Below are 20,028 nucleotides of genomic sequence, written 5' to 3'. Positions count from 1 at the left end.
GAAGGATCAGACGTGGCCAACGTTTACAGTTCCCCCATCGAGAACTTCCAACAAACAGGTAAAGCGAGAACGAAACAGCGGCATCGCACAACAACCTCCTGCAAAGCACATTGTGGTTTTCACGCCAATGTCCCCCTTAGACAAGGCACCTGTGCTTCGACCACAGCTTTCGTTCTTGACCGCATTCTGCTCGGGTGCAGCAATCTATCTTCCTATCCAACACCGTCCACGAACGACACCGCAGTACCAGCGTAAGGAGTTCCCCCGTAGAAAGCACTAGCGAATGTTCGCGATTGTTCCACTTTTAGCATGCAACTAGAGTGCAATTTCAAATGGCAAATCTTTTCAACCAAGCGTCGCTACTCGAAAGCAAGAACTCGCAGTAGCGGAAGAAAGCACCATGAATTCCTTGCAGACGGACTCATAAGAAACCGCCCGCAAGGCGTAGCGAATACAACTCTAAAGAGGGGAACTTGATGAAACACAGAGATAAAAGTAACAAAACGGTCTACCTGCCACTGCTTGCAGCCGCGGCGGCCAGCATGCTGGTCACACCTACCGCCTTCGCCGGCAAACTGGACATGGGCGACACGGAGCTTAAGGTTAACTGGGACAACACCTTCAAATATTCGGCGGCCTGGCGCCTGAAGGATCCGAATCAAACGATCGCGGCATCGGCAACAAACCCCAACGTCGACTTCGGCGATCTCGGCCACGACAAGGGTCTGATCAACAACCGTTTCGACCTTCTCTCTGAGCTGGATGTCAGCTACAAGAACCTTGGCATGCGGGTTTCTGGCGCTGCTTGGTACGACAATGAGTACGACAAGAAGGACAATGACTACGCCGGCTCAGCACCGAACAATCAGCGACAACTCGCGTCCGGTCGATTCAATCAAACGAACGCTGCCTCCCGCAAGGTGATGGCACACAAAGCAGAGTTGGCCGATGCTTTCGTCTTCGGAAAATTTGCACTCACTGACGAGCAAAATCTAACCGTTCGTGCCGGCCGACACACCCTGCTTTTCGGCGAAACCCTTTTCCTGGGTGCCAATGGCATCGCCGCCGCTCAGGGTCCGGTGGATTTGGTAAAGCTCTTCTCTTTGCCGAATTCACAGTTCAAGGAAATCGCCATACCGGTGAACCAGGTATCGGCTAACGTGCAATTGAGCCCAGGGGTGTCGTTGTCTGGGTACAGTCAGTACGAGTGGCGGTCGCTACGTATCCCTTCCTCCGGTAGCTACTTCAGCATGGCCGACTTTGCAGGTGATGGCGGCGATCTGCTGCTGAACCCGGTAAATGGCGCCGCGACGCGTGGCAATGATTTCAAGGGCCGCAACTCTGGCCAATATGGTTTGCAACTCAAATTCAAAGGCGGCAGCGTCGACTATGGTCTCTACGCCGCACGCTATGATGACAAAGCGCCAATCTTCGTCCTCAATGCAGCCACTGGCCAGTACAACGCCATGTATTCGCAGGGTGTACGCACATACGGTGCAAGTGCCTCCACCGTAATCGGTGAGACCAACGTGGCGGTCGAAATGTCCACCCGCCGCAACACGCCTCTCACGGTTATCGGCGATCTGTTCATTACCACGGATCCGCACGCGAACAACGACGGCAATACGCCATACGCGCGAGGTAACTCGTTCCACACGAACGTATCTTCCATTACGGTGCTGCCTGGAACCTCCGTATGGGACGGCGCCTCGTTTGTAGGGGAGCTGGCATTCAACCGTCTCCTCAGTGTGACTCATGACCCAATCAGTGGCGTTACGGGCCTGCCAGCCCTGAACTCCACACATACCCGTGATGCAACCGCAATGCGGTTTGTCTTCCAGCCCGAGTACTTCCAGGTATTCCCGGGGGTTGATCTGCAAGTTCCAATCGGCGTCGGTTACGGAATCAATGGGCGATCTGCGATCTTCCAGGCGTCGCCAGAACATGGCGGTGACCTCAGCATCGGTATCAACGCCGACTATATGAAAACTTGGCGCGCCAACATTAACTTCGTTCATTACTACGGTGCGAAGGGGCCGGCACCGGCGGTCGGTGTAGCGGCAGGAACTTACGCCAGCTACAAACAATACTACGGCGACCGCGACTACATCTCGTTCAGCCTGCAGCGCACATTCTAATAATCTACTTTAGGAGCACCGCATGAAAACAAAATACATCCCGCTGGCGATCCTGGCTGGTGCACTCGCGGGCGGCAATGTCGCTACCGCAGCAGTAACTACCGATGAAGCGGCCAAGCTCAAGAGCAGCCTGACCCCTCTGGGCGGCGAGAAGGCCGGCAACAAGGACGGTTCGATCCCGGCCTGGGACGGCGGCTGGACGAAGCCTGTACCTGGCAAAAAGCTAGGCGATGTGCCGGTAGAATTGTTCTCCAACGAAAAGCCTATCGCGCAAATCAGTGCGAAGAACATGGCGCAGTACGCGGACAAGCTCAGTGAAGGTGTAAAGGCGCTGATGAAGAAGTATCCGGATACCTTCCGCATTGACGTGTATCCAACGCACCGCACTGCCGCAGCACCATCGTGGACGTATGAGAACACTTTCAAAAACGCGACACAATGTAAATTGAAAGATGGTGGACTCTCCGTAGAAGGTTGCTACGGTGGCATTCCGTTCCCTATCCCGAAAGACGGTTCGGAACTGATTTGGAACTACCTGTTGCGCGTAGAGGCTGAATCTGTCGATCTTGGATTCAAGAACATCGTGGTGAACTCCGATGGCTCGCACACCCTCGCGACGCGAAATGATGAGACCTATCAGTTCCCATACAACTTCAAGGACGGCTCCGCCGCCAAATGGAATGGCGAATACGTATTCGTTCGCTTCATAACCACGGCTCCGCCATTCAAGGTCGGGGAATCTCTCGTCATTCGCGACAGCGTTACCCCCAAAGATTCGCGCAACGCATGGCAATACCTGGTCGGCCAGCGCCGTGTCCGACGCGCGCCAACCGTCGGTTTCGATACCCCCGACTTCGTGGCATCCGGCTCCAATTACTTTGACGAGGTCAAAGGGTTCTTGGGCCATCCAGAGCGCTATACCTGGAAATTGGTGGGCAAAAAGGAGATGTATATCCCCTATAACACCAACGGCTTTCTCGGTGCGAAAGTAGATGAGGCCGTCTCCAGGAACCACCTGAATCCGGACAAGCTGCGCTGGGAACTGCATCGGGTCTGGGAAGTAGAAGCAACTATCGCCTCCGGCAAGCGTCACGCGGTGCCAAAGCGCACGTTCTACTTTGATGAAGATACCTATATCTTGACGTTGCTGGACGGCTTTGATGCCGAAGGCAAGCTCTGGCGGACGTCCATGACGACGCCATTTGTCGAACCTGCGATTCCCGCCGTCGTGACCTTGCCAGTGGCCGTCTTCAATCTCCAGGCCGGCACCATGAGTGGAGTTCAAATGCTCAACGAGGAGTACTACAAGGTGGTTAGTAAGCGGCCGGATAGCTACTTTACCGGAGATGCGATTGCCGGCGATGGCGCGCGCTAAAGCCTCTTTCTTAGGCGCCGAACATCTCGTCGCTGAGCGCAGCGCTTGCTGCTGATTTCAACCATAACCAATCACAATGCGAGTCTCAGAATGAAGTATTTAAAGTCAACCCTTACTGGGCCGTTAGCGCTTTCGCTGCTAGTCGCGGCGTCGACAGCGGGGATCAGTCCACTTGCATGGTCTCAACCGAAAGATGTGCTCGAGCGCCCCGCTCTTATGTCTTCGCGTGCGTCGCGCTCGGTGTTGCTTGCCGTAGCACGTGCCGACCAGCGCTTGGTCTCCGTCGGCAACGGCGGTAACGTGCTGCTGTCGGACGACAACGGAAAGACTTGGCGTCAGGTTCCCGTGCCCGTCCGAGCAACACTGACCAATGTCTTTTTCGTCGACGCCAAGAACGGGTGGGCCGTTGGGCATAGCGGCATCGTCCTCGCCAGCCACGACGGCGGCGAAACTTGGGAGAAGCAGCTGGACGGCAAGCTAGCTGCGAAAATCAACGCCGACTTGGTGAAGGAGAGTGGCGACGATTTCCAGCGCCGCAATGCCGAGCAACTCGTGCAAGACGGTCCAGATAAGCCATTCCTGGGAGTCTATTTTGCGGACGCCAATCGTGGGTGGGTAGTCGGCGCCTATGGCATTGCGTTCACCACCGAGGACGGTGGAAAACACTGGCAATCCATCATCCCGAATGTGGAGAACCGCCAGCTGCGCCATCTCTATAGTATTCAGGCCGTGGCAGGAAAATTCTACATCACTGGCGAACAAGGAACGCTACTCGCGAGCACCGATGGTACCAAATTCAGTGCTGTAAAAACACCATACGCCGGCACATATTTCGGCTTAGTGAGCACGGCGGACCAGCAGTTGCTGGTCTACGGACTGCGCGGCAACGTCTATAGACTTGATGGCACTGGCGACCGATGGGGTAAGGTCGAAGTCGGAGCTCCCTTGACAGTTACTGCCGGAGCGCGTCTCGGAAATGGCGACGTGGTACTCGCTGACGAGACTGGCCGTATCCTCAAGAGTCATGACTCGGGGAAAACGTTCCAGGCCCTATCTATCCCCAATCCATCGTACATCAGCAGCGTCGCAATTGCGGCCGATGGCGCTATCGTTCTAGCTGGTGCACGTGGCATGACGCGCATCGACGCATCTACCTTAACCTCAGAGTCAAAGCGATGAATCACGACAACACCCTCGCGGAACATCCGGTCATCCGCGACATTAACAAATTTGACCGAAACTCTGGTTCACTGGGCGAACGAGTTCTCTTTAATAATCGCTTTTGGGTTGTAGCAGTCTGCGCTCTGCTGACCATCGTACTCGGCTACAAAGCATTCGGGGTAACACTCAATGCAGCGTTCGAGAAGATGATCCCCACGAGCCATCCCTACGTCGCGAACTATCTTGCCAACAAGTCCCAGCTGTCCGGTCTGGGCAACACGCTGCGCATCTCCGTGGAGAACCCGAAAGGCACTATCTACGATGCGGCATATCTCGATATCGTCAAGAAAATTACCGACGAGATGTTCCTGTATCCGGGTGTTGACCGTCCCTACATGAAGTCTCTTTGGACGCCTGCAGTCCGATGGACAGGTGTAACCGAAGAAGGCCTGGACGGCGGTCCCGTAATTCCTGACGACTATAGCGGCTCGCCTGAGTCGGTAGCCCAGGTACGCATTAACGTCGAACGCTCGGGTGAGATTGGCCAGCTCGTCGCAGGAAATTTAAAATCCAGCATCGTGCTGGTGCCGCTGCAGGATAAGGTAGCCGACACCGGCGAGCGCATTGACTACCGCAAGCTCTCGAACAAACTGGAAGAGATTCGAACCAAGTATGAGAAGAATGGAGTTCGTATCCATATCGTCGGCTTTGGCAAGGTAGTTGGCGACCTGATGGATGGCTTGCGCCAGGTTCTGATATTCTTCCTCATTGCCGCCGCATTTTGCACCGGTGTACTGTACTGGTATACCCGATGCGGACGCAGCACGCTGCTCGTAGTGTTGTGCTCGTTAGTTGCGGTCGTGTGGCTACTCGGGCTGTTGCCTACTCTCGGCTTCGAGCTTGACCCCTACTCCGTGCTGGTTCCATTCCTTGTCTTCGCAATTGGCATGAGCCATGGTGCTCAGAAGATGAACGGGATCATGCAGGACATCGCGCGGGGCACCCATAAGCTAGTTGCGGCACGATATACCTTCCGCCGGCTTTTCCTTGCAGGCCTGACCGCACTGCTGGCCGACGTGGTCGGTTTCGCCGTTCTCATGGTCATTGATATTCGCGTGATTCAAGATCTGGCCATCACGGCCAGCATTGGCGTTGGCGTGTTGATTTTTACGAATCTGGTGCTTCTTCCTATTCTTCTTTCATACACCGGAGTCAGCGAACAGGGAGCTCGCCGCAGCCTCCTGGCCAATGACGACGGCGACGCCGAACACAGCAAGCACAAATTCTGGGCGTTCCTCGATCTGTTCACGCGCCGTCGCCCCGCTACTATTGCCCTGGTTGCAGCTGTGGCACTGGGGGTGGCCGCATCACTTGTGAGCCTCAAACTCAAGATCGGCGACACGGGTGCAGGTGCGCCGGAACTACGCGCTGAATCACGCTACAACCAGGATAACGCTTTTATGGTGGCAAACTATGCCGCCAGCAGCGATACCTATGTGGTGATGATCAAGACGCCCGAATTCGCATGCGGCCTGTATGGCACATTGCTGGACGTCGATGACCTGGAATCTCAGCTTCGCCTGCTTCCTGGTGTCGAGGCAACCAATTCGTTGGCGACTTTGGCTCGCCAGGCCTCGGCAGGTCTGAATGAGGGCAACCTGAAATGGTACGAAATTCCTCGCTCTCAAGACCTTCTTAACGCCATTGTTACGCGAGCTCCGCGCGAACTGTTCAACCAGAACTGCAACCTGCTGACTCTCTACGTATCGCTCAAAGATCACAAAGCAGACACGCTCAATGACGTGGTTCAGGTCTTCGAGAACTTTGTCAAGGACCGAAAAGGGACAGAAATCAAGTTCCTTTCCGCTGCAGGCAATGCCGGCATTGAAGCTGCCACCAACATCGTAGTGAAACGCGCCAACGTGGAAATGCTGCTGCTGGTTTATGGTGCAGTGATTGCTCTGGCCTTCATCACCTTCCGTTCGTGGAAGGCAGTTATCTGCGCGGTACTTCCGTTGATGCTTACTTCGGCCTTGTGCGAAGCGCTGATGGTTTACCTGGACATCGGTGTTAAGGTTGCGACGCTGCCAGTGATCGCGTTGGGTGTCGGTATCGGGGTGGACTATGCGCTGTATGTTCTTACCGTCACACTCTCACGCCTTCGCCAAGGCGCAAGCCTGTCTGACGCTTATTACCAAGCATTGCTATTCACCGGGAAGGTCGTCGTTTTGACCGGCATCACACTTGGCGTTGCGGTCGCCACGTGGACATTCTCTCCAATTAAGTTCCAGGCCGACATGGGCATATTGCTGGCATTTATGTTCGTTTGGAACATGCTTGGAGCATTGATCCTATTGCCAGCACTATGTCACTTCCTCTTGTCACCAGCTAGAAGGAAGGAGCCCGTAGTTCAACGCAATCAGGCTTCGACATATCTTCAGTAATCGAAGATACGGCACGCAAAGTGAATCAAACGCGCCGCGTGCCGCGCCACTCTAGACGTCACCAATCGTACATGACGACAGCTTGAGGTGGTGCATTCCAAGGATGTTGGCACAGTAAAGGAGTTTTGATGTCAGGTACATTAGAAAAGGCTGAGACCCTACAATCTGCGGGGAAGGTTGAGACTGCAGGCCAGCTGGCGAGTGCTGTTCTCGCAGGGCGGAAAACTGCCGTGGAAGCAGTGACAGAGGCGCTAGGTCGGTTGGAAAAGTATAGCTCCTTGAATGCAATGGTTCATATCGATCCCGACGTCGCTATGGCGGCGGCTCAACGCGTTGACTCGGAGATTGCGCGTGGGCGTAGAAATCTACCGCTAGCGGGTGTTCCTTTTGTCATCAAAGACAGCATCATGACGTCAACGATGCCTACAACCGCTGGTTCTTCACTGCTGCGTAACTTCAAGCCAGCTCGGACCGCAACGGTCGTTGAATTGATGATTGAGGCCGGTGCGATTCCTATCGGCAAAGCAAACCTACACGAACTTGCGTTCGGAATCACAGGTGTGAATCCCAAATATGGGACCGTTAAAAACCCGCATGATATGAATCGCATCGCAGGTGGTTCGAGTAGCGGCACGGCCGCTGCCGTCGCGACGGCTGTGCCTTTAGGCCTGGCTACCGATACTGGCGGCTCAGCTCGGATACCTGCCGCATTTTGCGGGATTTACGGGTTCCGGCCGAGTCTCAATCGCTACCCAAAAGACGGCCGCATAGAAATTTCCAGGACATTGGATACAATAGGAACCATGGCACGCAGCATCTATGACCTGTGCTTAATGGATGATGTACTTACCCAGAAGATCGTTCGGACCACCTGGCGTCTCCCTCACTCGCGAATTGCAGTGCCGAGCGCAGCGCATTTGGAAAGTGCAGACGAGCACGTGCGCATGGCGATGATAGGTGTGTTGGATGGGCTGCGCGACTCGGGAGTGACGTTCGAAGAAATCGATATCTCCCGTCTTTCAGAACTCGACCAATCGGCACGGTCTGTCATCGCATTGCATGAGGCACGGGCTTGGTGGTCAGCCTTTTGTCAGGACAAATTAGGCATGTCCATTGCGGAGCTCGCATCTGAAGTTGCGAGTGCCGATGTGCGGAATGTATTCGAGTTCATGTGCAGCCACGAGATGTTTTCTGACCGCGATTACTTCGTCGCGATGAACCAACGAGAGGAGATTATCTCTTGGTACGAGGATCTGTTCCGCCGGAAGCGCTTCGATTGTCTTATGCGTCCTACTACTTTGTGCGTCCCGCCGCTGGCCAGTGATGTGCCGCATAACATGCCCACCGAAGCGAGTGCAGCTTTGTTTTCGAACATCATTAGCCAAACGAGCCCTGCGTCAATTGCCGGAATTCCGTCGCTATCGATGCCCGCTACCTTCCCGGACGCGAACCTTCCGGTTGGGGTCATGTGTGAAGGACCATTTGCCAGCGACTCGTCGTTGTTGAGCCTTGCCGCTGACATCGACCAAATGATTCGCAATAAAGGAGGTTTCGGGGCGTGATGAATCGGTATTGAAGCTGGAAAACGATGTGGCAAGAGTGTTCAGAATCCACGGCGCCTTGGTCCGAGGCACGCTGTACCCTCGGTCGAAGACCAGCCGCCAATGTCTCTAGATCCGGTATGCCAGCGCTCACCCTTAAGAGAGAGGCAGTAAAGGCGGCAAGCTCGTCGTAAATGAAAAACGAGGTCGCCAGGCAGTGTCTGGCAACCTCGTTCAACAGTTCGCGATACCGCATTCAAGCCAGCATCGCGCGATTTTCAGCTTTCGAAAGGAGCGTGGGCGATGGCGTCACAGAGATTTCCGCACTCGAAGCCGTGCACGTGCCGGCGCCCGATGTCTGCCAAGCCGGTCCCCATGCACAGGTGCGGCTTCTTACGTGCAACCTCGGCCAAGGCTTGGGTAAATGCTTCCTTCATACCGATTCGTGGATAGAGCTGGATCACGTCGTCCACAAGCTCCGGCGTGATTTCCTGCAGACGCAGTCCAAATGCGTCGGCGACAGCGCCGGCTGACGTCAGCACTACTTCCGGCTGCCTATACTCCACAATCCCGATGCTCGAATGCAGCGCGATCGCATCCCAGACTAAATTGGCTTTTTCTTGGGAGTAACCGTTCTCCACCAAAAAGCGGCTGGCCGCGTTGGCGCCATCAACTTCGAAACGCTGATCCGCACTATATTCTTTCGTAAAGCCCAGGTCGTGCAGAAGCGCGGAGAGGTAGAGTAACTCGCGGTCGTATTTCAGCCCACGTGCACGCCCCATGAATTCGCCAAACCACCACGAGCGGTGCAAGTGATTCACCAAGGTTTTTGTGTGAACTTTTTTGACAAGGCCAGCGGCTTTCCGTGTAAGTTCCGAGTCTGGCGCGCTAATGCCCCCAATGATTACAGGTGCGTTCAAGATATTCTCCAAAAGTTGACTTATAACGGTCTTCATTTTAGGCAGTTAGCGACTGTCCGAAATGACAGTTTTCAGATGTTTTACGCCATAATACCCCATGAAAAAACGAATCGTAATTCTGGGCCTTCCTCCAGTCGATGCACTCGACGTCATCGGCCCCGCCGAAGTGTTTACCTACGCTAACCGTCAGTTCGAACCACAAGCTGCGCCCTACTCGCTTGAACTAGTCGGTGCGTCGCCAGACGCTACGCTGGACAGCGACACTGGCATCGGTCTAAGGGCGCACAGGACATTGGAGCAGGAACGCCGTTCAAGCAAGCCTATAGACACACTGCTCGTAGCGACAGGCTTTAATGCAGTTGACCGATTTGAGCGGCCAACCATTGAATGGATACGATCTCACTCCAAAAAAATACGGCGTGTATGCTCGATCTGTGTCGGAGCGTTTGCTCTCGCCGAGGCGGGGCTGCTGGATGGTCGCAAAGCCACCACGCATTGGAGCATGGCACAGCAATTGGCGGATCGTTTTCCCGACGTGCAGGTGGACCCCAGCCCGATTTGGGTAAAGGACGACCACGTCTACACATCTGCTGGCGTATCAGCCGGTATCGATCTTGCCCTCAAATTGGTAGGCGATGACCTAGGGGATGACATCGCATTGGAGGTCGCAAAAAAAATGGTCCTGTTCCTGCGGCGGCCAGGTGGACAGGCTCAGTTCAGCACCACTCTTTTATCGCAACATGCTCCCCACTCCAGCCTCAATGACCTATGCGTCTGGATCTGCGATCATTTATACATGGAACTCACAGTCGACATGCTGGCCGACCGAGTGTCGACAAGTAGCAGAACTCTCATACGGATGTTCCGGCGCGACCTCCAAACCACGCCCGCAAAATATGTCGAAGACGTTCGACTCGAAGCCGTCTGTCGCGCGCTCGAACTTGGCACCAACTCCATGGAAGAAATCATGCGCCAATGCGGCTATCAGAGCCTCGATGTGCTCAGAAAGGCATTTGCACGACGCTTTGGCGTGAGCCCCAGGGACTATGCTCGAGGCTTCGCACCATAATCTGCTTCCAGAGTGGCATAGCGGTTGATCAGGCAGTTCACAAGCCTACGTTCATCAGGGATGACTGCCCTCCTCGCTATGCGACCAGTTCCTCAGTCAGAATGTGAATCGCTTTCGAAGTTGAGCAAACGCCCAGCTTTTCCCGAATGCTCCGCAACTGATGATCAACGGTGAACGTAGATCGGTTTAACTTCCTGGCGATTTCCTTGTAGCTCAATCCTTCAACTGCGAGCTGGGCCACTTTGCGCTCTGCGGGCGTAAGCAATGCAAGCCCAGGACCTACATCGAGCACAGCCGTTTTAACTCCCCCTACCGGGGGCGATATCTTTGACGCCCTGCGCAGTGCGGCAAACACTGGACCAAGGACGGACCGAGCGATTTCGTCAAGCCGTTCGCGGCGCCCAGGTTCAGTCGCTTTATCAGCTTCCATCCAATCGGCGCAAATCAGACCGACAGACTCCTCTCCATCGCGCAGCGCAACCGCCAACCTGGAGCGAGTTCCCAGTGCCCGCAAGTGCTGCCGCAAAGCGAACTGAACACGGTTCTCTGATTCGACATCGGCAAACGACACCGTTACGTTCGACGACCTCACGCAGCGAACGCCAAAATCTCCAGTATCAACTTTGAGGCCGACAGAAGAAGGGACTTCGCGCGTTGGATGTAGCGACTCCGCCAGCGGAATGAACGCCTGATCGCCTTGTGTGAAAAATCCACCATCTACTCGGTCGGCATCAAGCACGTCGCGCAGCCAAGAGACTGTCAGGTTCCAGCAATACAACCCGTCATCTAAATACAAAAGAAGATGTGCAGCCAGGTCACGTGCACCGCCGCTGACGCGAGTTCGCGAATCTTCGAGCAACCGATACCGTAGTTGGCTCTGAATTTGAATAAGTTCGTCCGGCTGCATAGCTCATCTCCCACAACATAATTTATTCACGTTATGAAGATGGACCAGACCGAGCAAAGAGCGCCTAGGGGTGATGCAAACACGTGCCACACCGAAGATCAGACACTTCACCAGATCATCGAGAGCAAGACACCCGCCCCAGCCTGCTATGTTGCCCAACTGCCATCTCCATTAGGAGGCCACATGCACGACACCTCATCTGCATCGCACCGAAAGCAAATTCACCAGTCCTTCAGCTCGACCGACCAACGTGCCGCTGTGCCTCTCATAACGATAGTATGCAAAGATTCACCTATATGCAAGTGATTCGTTAATTACGAATGTTTAGCAATTTACTCACTCGTATTGACAGTATTTTATTGTTGGATATTTTGAGCTTTCCACGACGCCGTCAGAATTTCCATATGGAAAACTAATGATTTCCGAGAAGCAAAAAAAATGGGACGCGATAACCCGCAGAAGGAGGGCAAATACTCGAAGAGCGCACCGACTTCTAGAGCGAAGAAGCGCAAATTCCCATCCAGATAACACAGCCGAGGGGAACATTCAAAATGCCACAACCGTTCGACATCAGCCACGTCAAGGCTAGCAATCGAGGACGCCGCTGGTGGCCCCCACCGAGAGTTACAGACCAATCTTGGCTTGTACCAAATGCGCAACTGCAGCCTCTTCACAGGCCCTATTCGGAACGCTTGTAGGCAGTCGTCGAGCGCTTTTAGCCGAAGAAGCACTTGCTGTCATCATCACTCCGATTGTTTGAACAACCTCATGCTGACGCGTTCACAAAGGCACCTCAAGGTAACAATCCTATTTAAAATCAAATAGTTACGTTGCTTAATCGTTTTTGAGCACCGTCTTTGTGATGGAGCGGTGTTTTATCACACAACCGCACAGGCTCGTCCAAGCCGCACCAAATAGGGCGGCGCCCCACACCATCAAGAGATACGTGCCAAGGCGCGGTCCAATGCGCTCGATGGCGCCCAGTTGGAGCGTTCGACCCGGCAGGAATTCTTGATCACGTCAAATTGGATCTCGACTCCCCACCGGGAGCGATACCAGTCGATCAGTTCGGCGACGGTCGCCGCCATGCCGGCGGCGCGACTGGTCAGCAGCCGTCACTCAATCGATTTCAGGCCAAGCGGGGCGTCGTATTCGCGTGCCACGATGCAGGTCAGGCTGACGCTATTGCCTTTGGCGGCCGGCAGTTCGACGCGACGGGTCCACGGCCGCTGGCACACGGTGCGCGCCTGGGTTAGTACCAGTGTAAATCCGCCTGCCGATGCGTGTTGCCGCAACGAGGACTCGAAGCAGCAGCATGTTTGTGGGCAGGCTTGTGGGCAGAAATCGGAGGACCTGTCCAGAAAAACAAAAAGCCCTTGAAAATCAAGGGCTTTTTGTCTGATTCTGGCGGAGACGGTGGGATTCGAACCCACGATACAGGTATAAGCCGTATGCATCCTTAGCAGGGATGTGCCTTCGGCCACTCGGCCACGTCTCCTAGTCGATCGCTCAACTATGTCTTTTCTGCCAAACTGCGCTAGAGCAGACGACCGTCATAGTATAGACCGTGACCACATTGGTCAAGGCTAGCCGACGATTTTTTTCGAAAAAATTATGCCCGGGTTCAGGCTTTTTCCAGCTCGAACGCCTTGTGCAGCGCGCGCACGGCCAGTTCCATGTATTTTTCATCGATCAGCACCGAAATCTTGATCTCCGAGGTGGAGATCATCATGATGTTGATGCCCTCTTCCGACAAGGTGCGGAACATCTGCGAGGCCACGCCCACGTGCGAACGCATGCCCACGCCGACCACCGAGATCTTCGACACCTTGGCGTCGCCGGTGACGCTTGCGGCGCCCAGTTCGGCCTTGGTGCCGTTCAGCACGTCGATCGCGCGCTGGTAGTCGTTGCGCGATACGGTGAAGGTGAAGTCCGTCTTACCGTCGACCGACTGATTCTGTATGATCATGTCGACTTCGATGTTGGCGTCGGCCACCGGGCCGAGGATGTGGTACGCCACGCCTGGACGGTCGGGCACGCCAAGCACGGTGATTTTGGCCTCATCGCGGTTAAACGCGATACCGGAGATGACTGCTTGTTCCATGTGTGTATCTTCCTCAAACGAAATCAGGGTGCCCGAGTTGGCTTCTTCTTCCAGGTCCAGCATAGGGTCGGTCAGCGACGACAGTACGCGGGTCGGCACGCGGTAGTTGCCGGCGAATTCCACCGAACGGGTCTGCAGCACTTTCGAGCCCAGCGACGCCAGTTCCAGCATTTCCTCGAACGTGATCGCCTTGAGCCGGCGCGCTTCGGAAACAACGCGCGGATCGGTCGTGTACACGCCGTCTACGTCGGTGAAAATCAGGCATTCGTCGGCCTTCATCGCGGCGGCGATCGCCACGGCGGAGGTGTCCGAGCCGCCGCGGCCGAGGGTCGAGATGTTGCCGCCCTCGTCCACGCCCTGGAAGCCGGTGATGATGACGATCTTGCCGTCGTCGAGGTCGCGGTTGACTTTTTCGTTGTCGATCGACTGGATACGGGCTTTGGTGAACGCGGAATCGGTTTTAATCGCGACTTGCCAGCCGGCGTAGGAAACCGCCTTCTTGCCGATGGCCAGCAGCGCCATCGACAGCAGGCCGACGGACACTTGCTCGCCGGTCGAGGCGATCATGTCCAGCTCGCGCGGGTCCGGCTGGGCTTGAATTTCCTTGGCCAGGGCGATCAGGCGATTGGTTTCGCCGGACATTGCCGAGGGGACGACGACGATGCGGTGCCCGGCGTCATGCCACTTGGCGACACGCAGCGCCACGTTCTTGATACGGTCCGTCGAACCCATCGACGTACCGCCGTATTTGTGCACGATTAAAGCCATAACAGTGAGTTTTCCGCTCAAATAAAGGTAAATGGAACCCTTAACTCTACATGCCGCACTGCAAAATAACAAGTCAAAAAGCTCATAAAGTCATACCGTATAGACATATCTACATACAAAATTCGGCAAATCGGCCCAATTGTCTATACCGCTTGCCAACGCAGACGCATGCGCCCCGCCCCGCCGGCCAGCTGCGTGCAGTCCATGCCGATGCCGGCGGCGAACAGCAGTTGCTTCGGCGTGCTGACCACCGGCAGCCGGCCGCGCTCCCAGGCGGGGATGTCCAGCGCCTGGTAATGATACTTGAGTCCGCGTGTCGGGCGGTTGTACGCGGGCTTGAGCCGCTCGCCGCCCTTGCGGAACTCGATCATCAACTGCTGGGCGCGCAGCCAGTCGGGATCCAGGCCGTCCTCGCCCTCGCCGGCCGGGTCGAAGTGCAGCACGCCGCCGTAGGCCGGGAACGCCATCTCGGCCTCGCCGTTCCACTGGAACGAGGTGCCGGGGGATTTGTCGAACTCGTCTTCGCGCGTGCCTTCCAGGTCTTCCAGCTTCGGCGTCAGGTGCAGGCGGTCGCGGTGGCGGCGGACGTGGCAGTCCGGGTGCGTGACCAGCAGCTGGGCGTCGTAGCGCGCCTCCAGCAGCTGGACCTGCATCTCGGCCAGCCAGGCCGCGCTCGGCATGCGCAGGTTGCGGGTGCCGAACCAGTAGCGCAGCAGGTTGGCGCTGCGGTCCGTGCTGAGCGTGCGCAGCTTGCCGATGTCGAGACAGTCGCCGTCCAGGCACAGGGCCAGGTCCTGCCGGGCCAGCTCGGTCAGCAGGCGCTGGGCGGACTGGGCGTGCTGGGCGCTGCGGGCGAAGCGTTCCTGGAAGCCGGGAAAGGCGTCGGCCAGCACCGGCATCACCTTGTGGCGCAGCGCGTTGCGGGCGAAGCGAGAGTCGTCGTTGGATTCGTCGTGGATGTGGCTGATGCCGTGCCCGGCGACGTAGGCGTCGAGCTGCTTGCGCGAGACCGGCAGCAGCGGGCGCGCCATCACCAGGGCCGGGTTGGCCAGCAGCTCGGGCGCGGCGTTGGCGGCGTCCATGCCGGACAGGCCGGCCGTGCCGGAGCCGCGCAGCAGTTGCAGCAGCACGGTTTCAGCCTGGTCGTCGAGGTGGTGCGCGGTCAGCAGCAGCTTGACGCCGTGTTCGGCGCACAGCGCGCCCAGCGCGGCGTAGCGGGCCTTGCGGGCGGCCGCCTCGGTGCCGGACTTTTGCTTGTCCGCCAGCTGGACGCGGCGCGCTTCGAAGGTGACGCCCAGCGCGGCGCAGGCCTGCTCGCAGTGCGCCAGCCAGGCGTCGGCGTTCGGGCTGATGCCGTGGTGGATGTGGAAGGCGTACAGGGCCACGCCATGCGCTTGCGCGTAGGCATGCGCCAGGTGCAGCAGCGCCGACGAATCGAGGCCGCCGCTGAGGGCCACGGCCATGCGCGGCGCGGTTGCGCCCGGCGACAACGCCGCGGCGACGGCCTGCTCAAAGGTCGAGGACAAGGTCGGAATCTGTTGCTTCTTCAATTGCTGCTCCAAAATGCAAACCGGGGGCAAGCGCCCCCGGTCGGTGTACACGCGCGGCGGGATTACTCCTGCGGCGTGGTTTCTTTGAACTTACCGTAGCTCATCAGCTTCTCGTGACGGGCTTCCAGCAAGTCCTTGGTCTTCATGCCGTGGAACTGGCGCAGCGAATCGGCCAGCGCCCGCTTCAGCAGCGTGGCCATCTGTTTCGGATCGCGGTGGGCGCCGCCCAGCGGCTCGGTGACGATCTTGTCGATCAGGCCCATGGCCTTCAGGCGGTGCGCGGTCAGGCCCAGCGCTTCGGCCGCGTCGGCGGCGCGCTCGGAAGTCTTCCACAGGATCGATGCGCAGCCTTCCGGCGAGATCACCGAATAGGTCGAGTATTGCAGCATCAGCACCGCGTCGCCGACGGCGATCGCCAGCGCGCCGCCGGAGCCGCCTTCGCCGATGATGGTGGCGATCAGCGGCACTTTCAGTTCCGCCATCACGTACAGATTGTGGCCGATCGCTTCCGACTGGCCGCGCTCTTCCGCGTCGATGCCCGGGAACGCGCCCGGCGTGTCGACAAAGGTGAACACCGGAATGCCGAACTTCTCGGCCAGCTTCATCAGGCGCATGGCCTTGCGATAGCCCTCAGGCTTCGGCATGCCGAAGTTGCGCATCGCGCGTTCCTTGGTGTCGCGGCCCTTTTGGTGGCCGATCACCATGCAAGCCTGGCCGTTGAAGCGGGCCAGGCCACCGACCACCGACAGGTCGTCCGCGTAGGTGCGGTCGCCGTGCAGTTCGTGGAAGTCGGTGAAGATTTCGTTCACATAGTCCATCGTGTATGGACGCTGCGGGTGGCGCGCGATCTGCGCGACCTGCCAGGGGGTCAGCTTGGCGTAGATGTCCTTGGTCAGCTGCTGGCTCTTCTTGGCCAGGCGGTCGATCTCCTCAGAGATGTCGACAGCCGAATCGTCCTGGACGAAACGCAGTTCTTCGATTTTGCCGTCGAGTTCAGCAATGGGTTGCTCAAAATTGAGGAAAGTCGTTTTGGTCATTGTACCTCCGTGTTTATTCTCAGCCGAGCGGACAAAATGCGGACACAAAAATGCCTCGCACAGCGATTAGAGCATCTATTCTACAGCAACCGGGTCCAGGCTACGCCATAAGTACCATGTCGCCACCGTGCGCCAGGGCTCCCAGTTGGCCGAAACCTCGCGCGCATCGCTGCGGGAGACCGGTTCGCCGGAAAAATAATTCTGGCTGATGCCCTGGATCAGGCCGGGGTCGTCAAGCGGCAGTACATTGGGACGCAACAGATTAAATATCAAAAACATCTCGGCTGTCCAGCGGCCGATGCCGCGGATCTGCACCAGCTCGGCGATGACGGCTTCGTCATCCATCTGGTCCCACTGGCTGGTGTGGACGCGCTTGTTCTTGAAGTGGTCGGCCAGGTCGAGGATGTACTCGGTCTTGCGCTTGGACAGGCCGCAGGCCGCCAATTGCTCGGCGCCGGCCTTGATGATCTGGGCCGGCGTGCATTTCGGGCTGACCAGCAGCAGCTTCTTCCAGGCGGCGTCGGCCACCTTGGTGGTCACCTGCTGGCCGACGATGGAACGCGCCAAGGTGGTAAACGGGTCGTCATGGCCGACCAGGTGCAGGTCGCCAAATTGCGGGATCAGTTTTTTCATGATGCGGTCCCGCTTCATGAGCTCGATCTTGGCCTCTTCCCAGTACGGCGGAACGGCCGATAGCGGGCCGCCTGCGCCCTCGTTATCCTTGGCGGTGACCATTATGCGCGGCGCCAGTTCGTGGTGCCGTCAGGCTTGTCTTCGAGGATCACGCCGGCCGCCAGCAGGTCGGCGCGGATCTTGTCCGATTCGGCGAAGTTGCGCGCCTTCTTGGCTTCGATGCGCCTGGCGATCTGCTGCGCGATGGCGGCGTCGCCGGCGGCATCGGCCTCGCCGACGGCGGCCTGCAGGAATTGCTGCGGCGTGCGCCCCAGCAGGCCGATGACATCGGCCAGGCCCTTGAGCTGGCGCGCCACGGCCGGCGCTTTCGATTTGTTCAGCTCGCTCACCAGGTCGAACAGCACGGCCAGCGCGACCGGCGTGTTGAAGTCGTCGTCCATCGCCTCGGCAAAGCGCACCGCGTGGGCTTCTTTCCAGTCCAGCGCGGCGCCGTCGCCCTCCACACCGTCCAGTGCGGTGTACAGGCGGGTCAGCGCGACGCGGGCGTCGTCCAGGTGCGTGTCCGAGTAGTTCAGCGGGCTGCGGTAGTGGGCGCGCATGATGAAGAAGCGGATCACCTCGGCATCGTATTTCTTCAGCACGTCGCGGATGGTGAAGAAGTTGCCCAGCGATTTGGACATCTTTTCGTTATCGACGCGCACGAAGCCGTTGTGCACCCAGTAGTTGACCATCGTATGGCCGAACGCGCCTTCGGACTGCGCGATCTCGTTTTCGTGGTGAGGGAACTGCAGGTCCGCGCCGCCGCCGTGGATGTCGAAGTGTTCGCCCAGCAGCGCCGAGCACATCGCGGAGCACTCGATGTGCCAGCCCGGACGGCCCTTGCCCCACTTGGAATCCCACTTCACCTCGTCCGGCTCCGATTCCTTGGACGCCTTCCACAGCACGAAGTCCAGCGGATCGCGCTTGCCGGTGTTGACGTCGACGCGCTCGCCGGCGCGCAGGTCGTCCAGCGACTTGCCCGACAGCTTGCCATAGTTGGGGAAGTTGCGCACCGCGTAGTTGACGTCGCCGTCCTCGCCCTGGTAGGCCAGTTCCTTGGACTCCAGCGTCTCGATCAGCGCCAGCATCTGCGGCACGTATTCGGTGGCGCGCGGCACCAGCGTGGCCGGCAGGATGCCCAGCGCGCCGGTGTCCTCGTCCATATACCTGGTGAAGCGGGTGGTCAGCTGCGAGATGGTCTCGCCGTTTTCCACCGCGCGCTTGATGATCTTGTCGTCGATGTCGGTGATGTTGCGGGCGTAGGTGACCTGGTAGCCGGAGGCCATCAGCCAGCGGTACATGACGTCGAACGCCATCATCATGCGGGCGTGGCCGATGTGGCAGTAGTCGTAGATGGTCATGCCGCAGACGTACATGCGGACTTTGCCGGCTTCGATCGGTACGAATGTCTGCTTGTCACGCGCCAGCGTGTTGTAAATCTTTAAATTGCTCATCGGACTCTTGCGTGTTTTTTATAAGCGGGTGCCCCGTCCCGGGCAATACAAGAACCGGGCGCGGCATTGTTGGGGCGCACCTGGCTTAGACTCGTATCACGTGGGGTCCGGCTGACACTCGGTAGTATTTCTTTCCACCCTCTAAGGGGTAGAATGAACAAGTATAGCATTGATAAAAACAGCATAGTCCCAATCTGAACGGGGATTTTGAGAAGTCGAACTGATCAACACTTATAAACGAGGAAGCAACAATGCAACAAACCCAGCCATCGCTGTTCGCCAAACTGATGACCATGTTCGCCGGCGTCGCCCTGTCCGGCGCCGTGCTGGCCGCGGCGCCGGCCGCGCCCGCCGCCACGCCGCAAGTCGAGATCAAGACCACGATGGGCGACATCGTCGTCGAGCTGGACCACGACAAGGCGCCCAAGTCGGTCGACAATTTCCTCGCCTACGTCAAGGCCGGCTTCTACAAGGGCACCATCTTCCACCGCGTGATCGACGGCTTCATGATCCAGGGCGGCGGCTTCGACGAAAAGCTCAAGCAGAAGAAAACCAACAAGCCGGTGCCGATCGAATCGCAGAATGGCCTGACCAACAGCAAGTACTCGCTGGCGATGGCGCGCTCCGGCGATCCCAACTCGGCCACCTCGCAATTCTTCATCAACGTGGAAGACAACGACGCCCTGAACTACCCCGGCCGCGACGGCTTCGGCTACACGGTGTTCGGCAAGGTGGTCAAGGGCCAGGAAGTGGTCGACAAGATCAAGGGCGTGCTGGTCGACGACAAGGGCAGCTTCCAGAACATCCCGGTGATTCCGGTCGTGGTCAAGTCCGCGACGATTTTGAAGACGCCAGTCCAGCCAAAAATGTAAAATAGCGGCCTTGCCG

16 protein-coding genes and 1 tRNA gene are annotated in these 20,028 nt (G+C 57.5%); 7 read left to right on the top strand and 10 right to left on the bottom strand.

What is annotated here, in order from left to right:
- Positions 1-476: 476 nt before the first annotated feature.
- The 5 genes from ACCD07_RS23510 (at position 477) to ACCD07_RS23490 (ending at position 8,680) form a co-directional block, all read left to right on the top strand.
- Positions 477-2,138: a DUF1302 domain-containing protein gene (locus ACCD07_RS23510; protein ID WP_413448711.1), complete on the top strand. Its 1,662-nt coding sequence runs from the start codon at positions 477-479 to the stop codon at positions 2,136-2,138.
- A 22-nt stretch (positions 2,139-2,160) separates the two neighbouring features.
- Positions 2,161-3,513 carry a DUF1329 domain-containing protein gene (locus ACCD07_RS23505; protein ID WP_413448710.1) on the top strand — a complete coding sequence of 451 codons (1,353 nt, stop codon included), beginning with the start codon at positions 2,161-2,163 and terminating at the stop codon, positions 3,511-3,513.
- A 45-nt stretch (positions 3,514-3,558) separates the two neighbouring features.
- The gene (locus tag ACCD07_RS23500; protein WP_413448709.1) at positions 3,559-4,692 is read left to right on the top strand and encodes a WD40/YVTN/BNR-like repeat-containing protein; all 1,134 of its coding nucleotides are present in this window, start codon (positions 3,559-3,561) and stop codon (positions 4,690-4,692) included.
- Positions 4,689-7,118: an efflux RND transporter permease subunit gene (locus ACCD07_RS23495; protein ID WP_413448708.1), complete on the top strand. Its 2,430-nt coding sequence runs from the start codon at positions 4,689-4,691 to the stop codon at positions 7,116-7,118. Before ACCD07_RS23500 ends, ACCD07_RS23495 begins: the two co-directional genes overlap by 4 nt.
- 128 nt (positions 7,119-7,246) lie before the next feature.
- Positions 7,247-8,680, top strand: a complete 1,434-nt coding sequence (locus ACCD07_RS23490) for an amidase family protein (protein ID WP_413448707.1) — start codon at positions 7,247-7,249, stop codon at positions 8,678-8,680.
- Positions 8,681-8,937: 257 nt separating this feature from the next.
- On the opposite strand, the gene ACCD07_RS23485 is transcribed toward ACCD07_RS23490, so the two are convergent.
- Positions 8,938-9,579: an HD domain-containing protein gene (locus tag ACCD07_RS23485; protein ID WP_353397453.1), complete on the bottom strand. Its 642-nt coding sequence runs from the start codon at positions 9,577-9,579 to the stop codon at positions 8,938-8,940.
- A 97-nt stretch (positions 9,580-9,676) separates the two neighbouring features.
- Between ACCD07_RS23485 and ACCD07_RS23480 the strand changes: the two genes are divergently transcribed.
- Entirely contained in the window at positions 9,677-10,648 is a 972-nt protein-coding gene (locus ACCD07_RS23480; protein ID WP_413448706.1) for a GlxA family transcriptional regulator, read from the top strand.
- A 76-nt stretch (positions 10,649-10,724) separates the two neighbouring features.
- Here ACCD07_RS23480 and ACCD07_RS23475 read toward each other — a convergent pair whose 3' ends face one another.
- The 9 genes from ACCD07_RS23475 to cysS form a co-directional block, all read right to left on the bottom strand.
- Positions 10,725-11,555: a response regulator transcription factor gene (locus ACCD07_RS23475; RefSeq protein ID WP_413448705.1), complete on the bottom strand. Its 831-nt coding sequence runs from the start codon at positions 11,553-11,555 to the stop codon at positions 10,725-10,727.
- A 935-nt stretch (positions 11,556-12,490) separates the two neighbouring features.
- Complete coding sequence (locus ACCD07_RS23470; protein ID WP_413448704.1) at positions 12,491-12,643, bottom strand: transposase; 153 nt, start codon at positions 12,641-12,643, stop codon at positions 12,491-12,493.
- Between the two features lie 27 nt (positions 12,644-12,670).
- Positions 12,671-12,850 carry a hypothetical protein gene (locus tag ACCD07_RS23465; protein WP_413448703.1) on the bottom strand — a complete coding sequence of 60 codons (180 nt, stop codon included), beginning with the start codon at positions 12,848-12,850 and terminating at the stop codon, positions 12,671-12,673.
- 110 nt (positions 12,851-12,960) lie between these two features.
- Positions 12,961-13,053, bottom strand: a tRNA-Ser gene (locus tag ACCD07_RS23460).
- Between the two features lie 126 nt (positions 13,054-13,179).
- On the bottom strand, positions 13,180-14,427 hold the full coding sequence (locus ACCD07_RS23455; protein WP_413448702.1) for an aspartate kinase: 1,248 nt from the start codon (positions 14,425-14,427) through the stop codon (positions 13,180-13,182).
- 143 nt (positions 14,428-14,570) lie between these two features.
- Entirely contained in the window at positions 14,571-15,977 is a 1,407-nt protein-coding gene (gene tilS, locus ACCD07_RS23450) for a tRNA lysidine(34) synthetase TilS (protein ID WP_413448701.1), read from the bottom strand.
- A 62-nt stretch (positions 15,978-16,039) separates the two neighbouring features.
- Positions 16,040-17,014 carry an acetyl-CoA carboxylase carboxyltransferase subunit alpha gene (locus ACCD07_RS23445; RefSeq protein WP_176653975.1) on the bottom strand — a complete coding sequence of 325 codons (975 nt, stop codon included), beginning with the start codon at positions 17,012-17,014 and terminating at the stop codon, positions 16,040-16,042.
- A gap of 75 nt (positions 17,015-17,089) precedes the next feature.
- Entirely contained in the window at positions 17,090-17,749 is a 660-nt protein-coding gene (locus ACCD07_RS23440; protein ID WP_176653974.1) for a DNA-3-methyladenine glycosylase family protein, read from the bottom strand.
- Complete coding sequence (cysS, locus tag ACCD07_RS23435; RefSeq protein ID WP_176653973.1) at positions 17,749-19,140, bottom strand: cysteine--tRNA ligase; 1,392 nt, start codon at positions 19,138-19,140, stop codon at positions 17,749-17,751. The genes ACCD07_RS23440 and cysS overlap by 1 nt, the downstream gene beginning before the upstream one ends.
- A 251-nt stretch (positions 19,141-19,391) precedes the next feature.
- On the opposite strand from cysS, the gene ACCD07_RS23430 reads away from it, so the two are divergent.
- Positions 19,392-20,012, top strand: coding sequence for a peptidylprolyl isomerase (locus tag ACCD07_RS23430; protein ID WP_353402504.1), 621 nt, complete (start codon positions 19,392-19,394; stop codon positions 20,010-20,012).
- Positions 20,013-20,028 lie beyond the last annotated feature (16 nt).

Source organism: Duganella sp. Dugasp56 (genome assembly GCF_047304105.1).
GTDB lineage: Bacteria > Pseudomonadota > Gammaproteobacteria > Burkholderiales > Burkholderiaceae_D > Rugamonas > Rugamonas hordei.
Note: the sequence above shows the minus strand (reverse complement) of the source record. Positions and strands in the feature narration are given on the sequence as shown.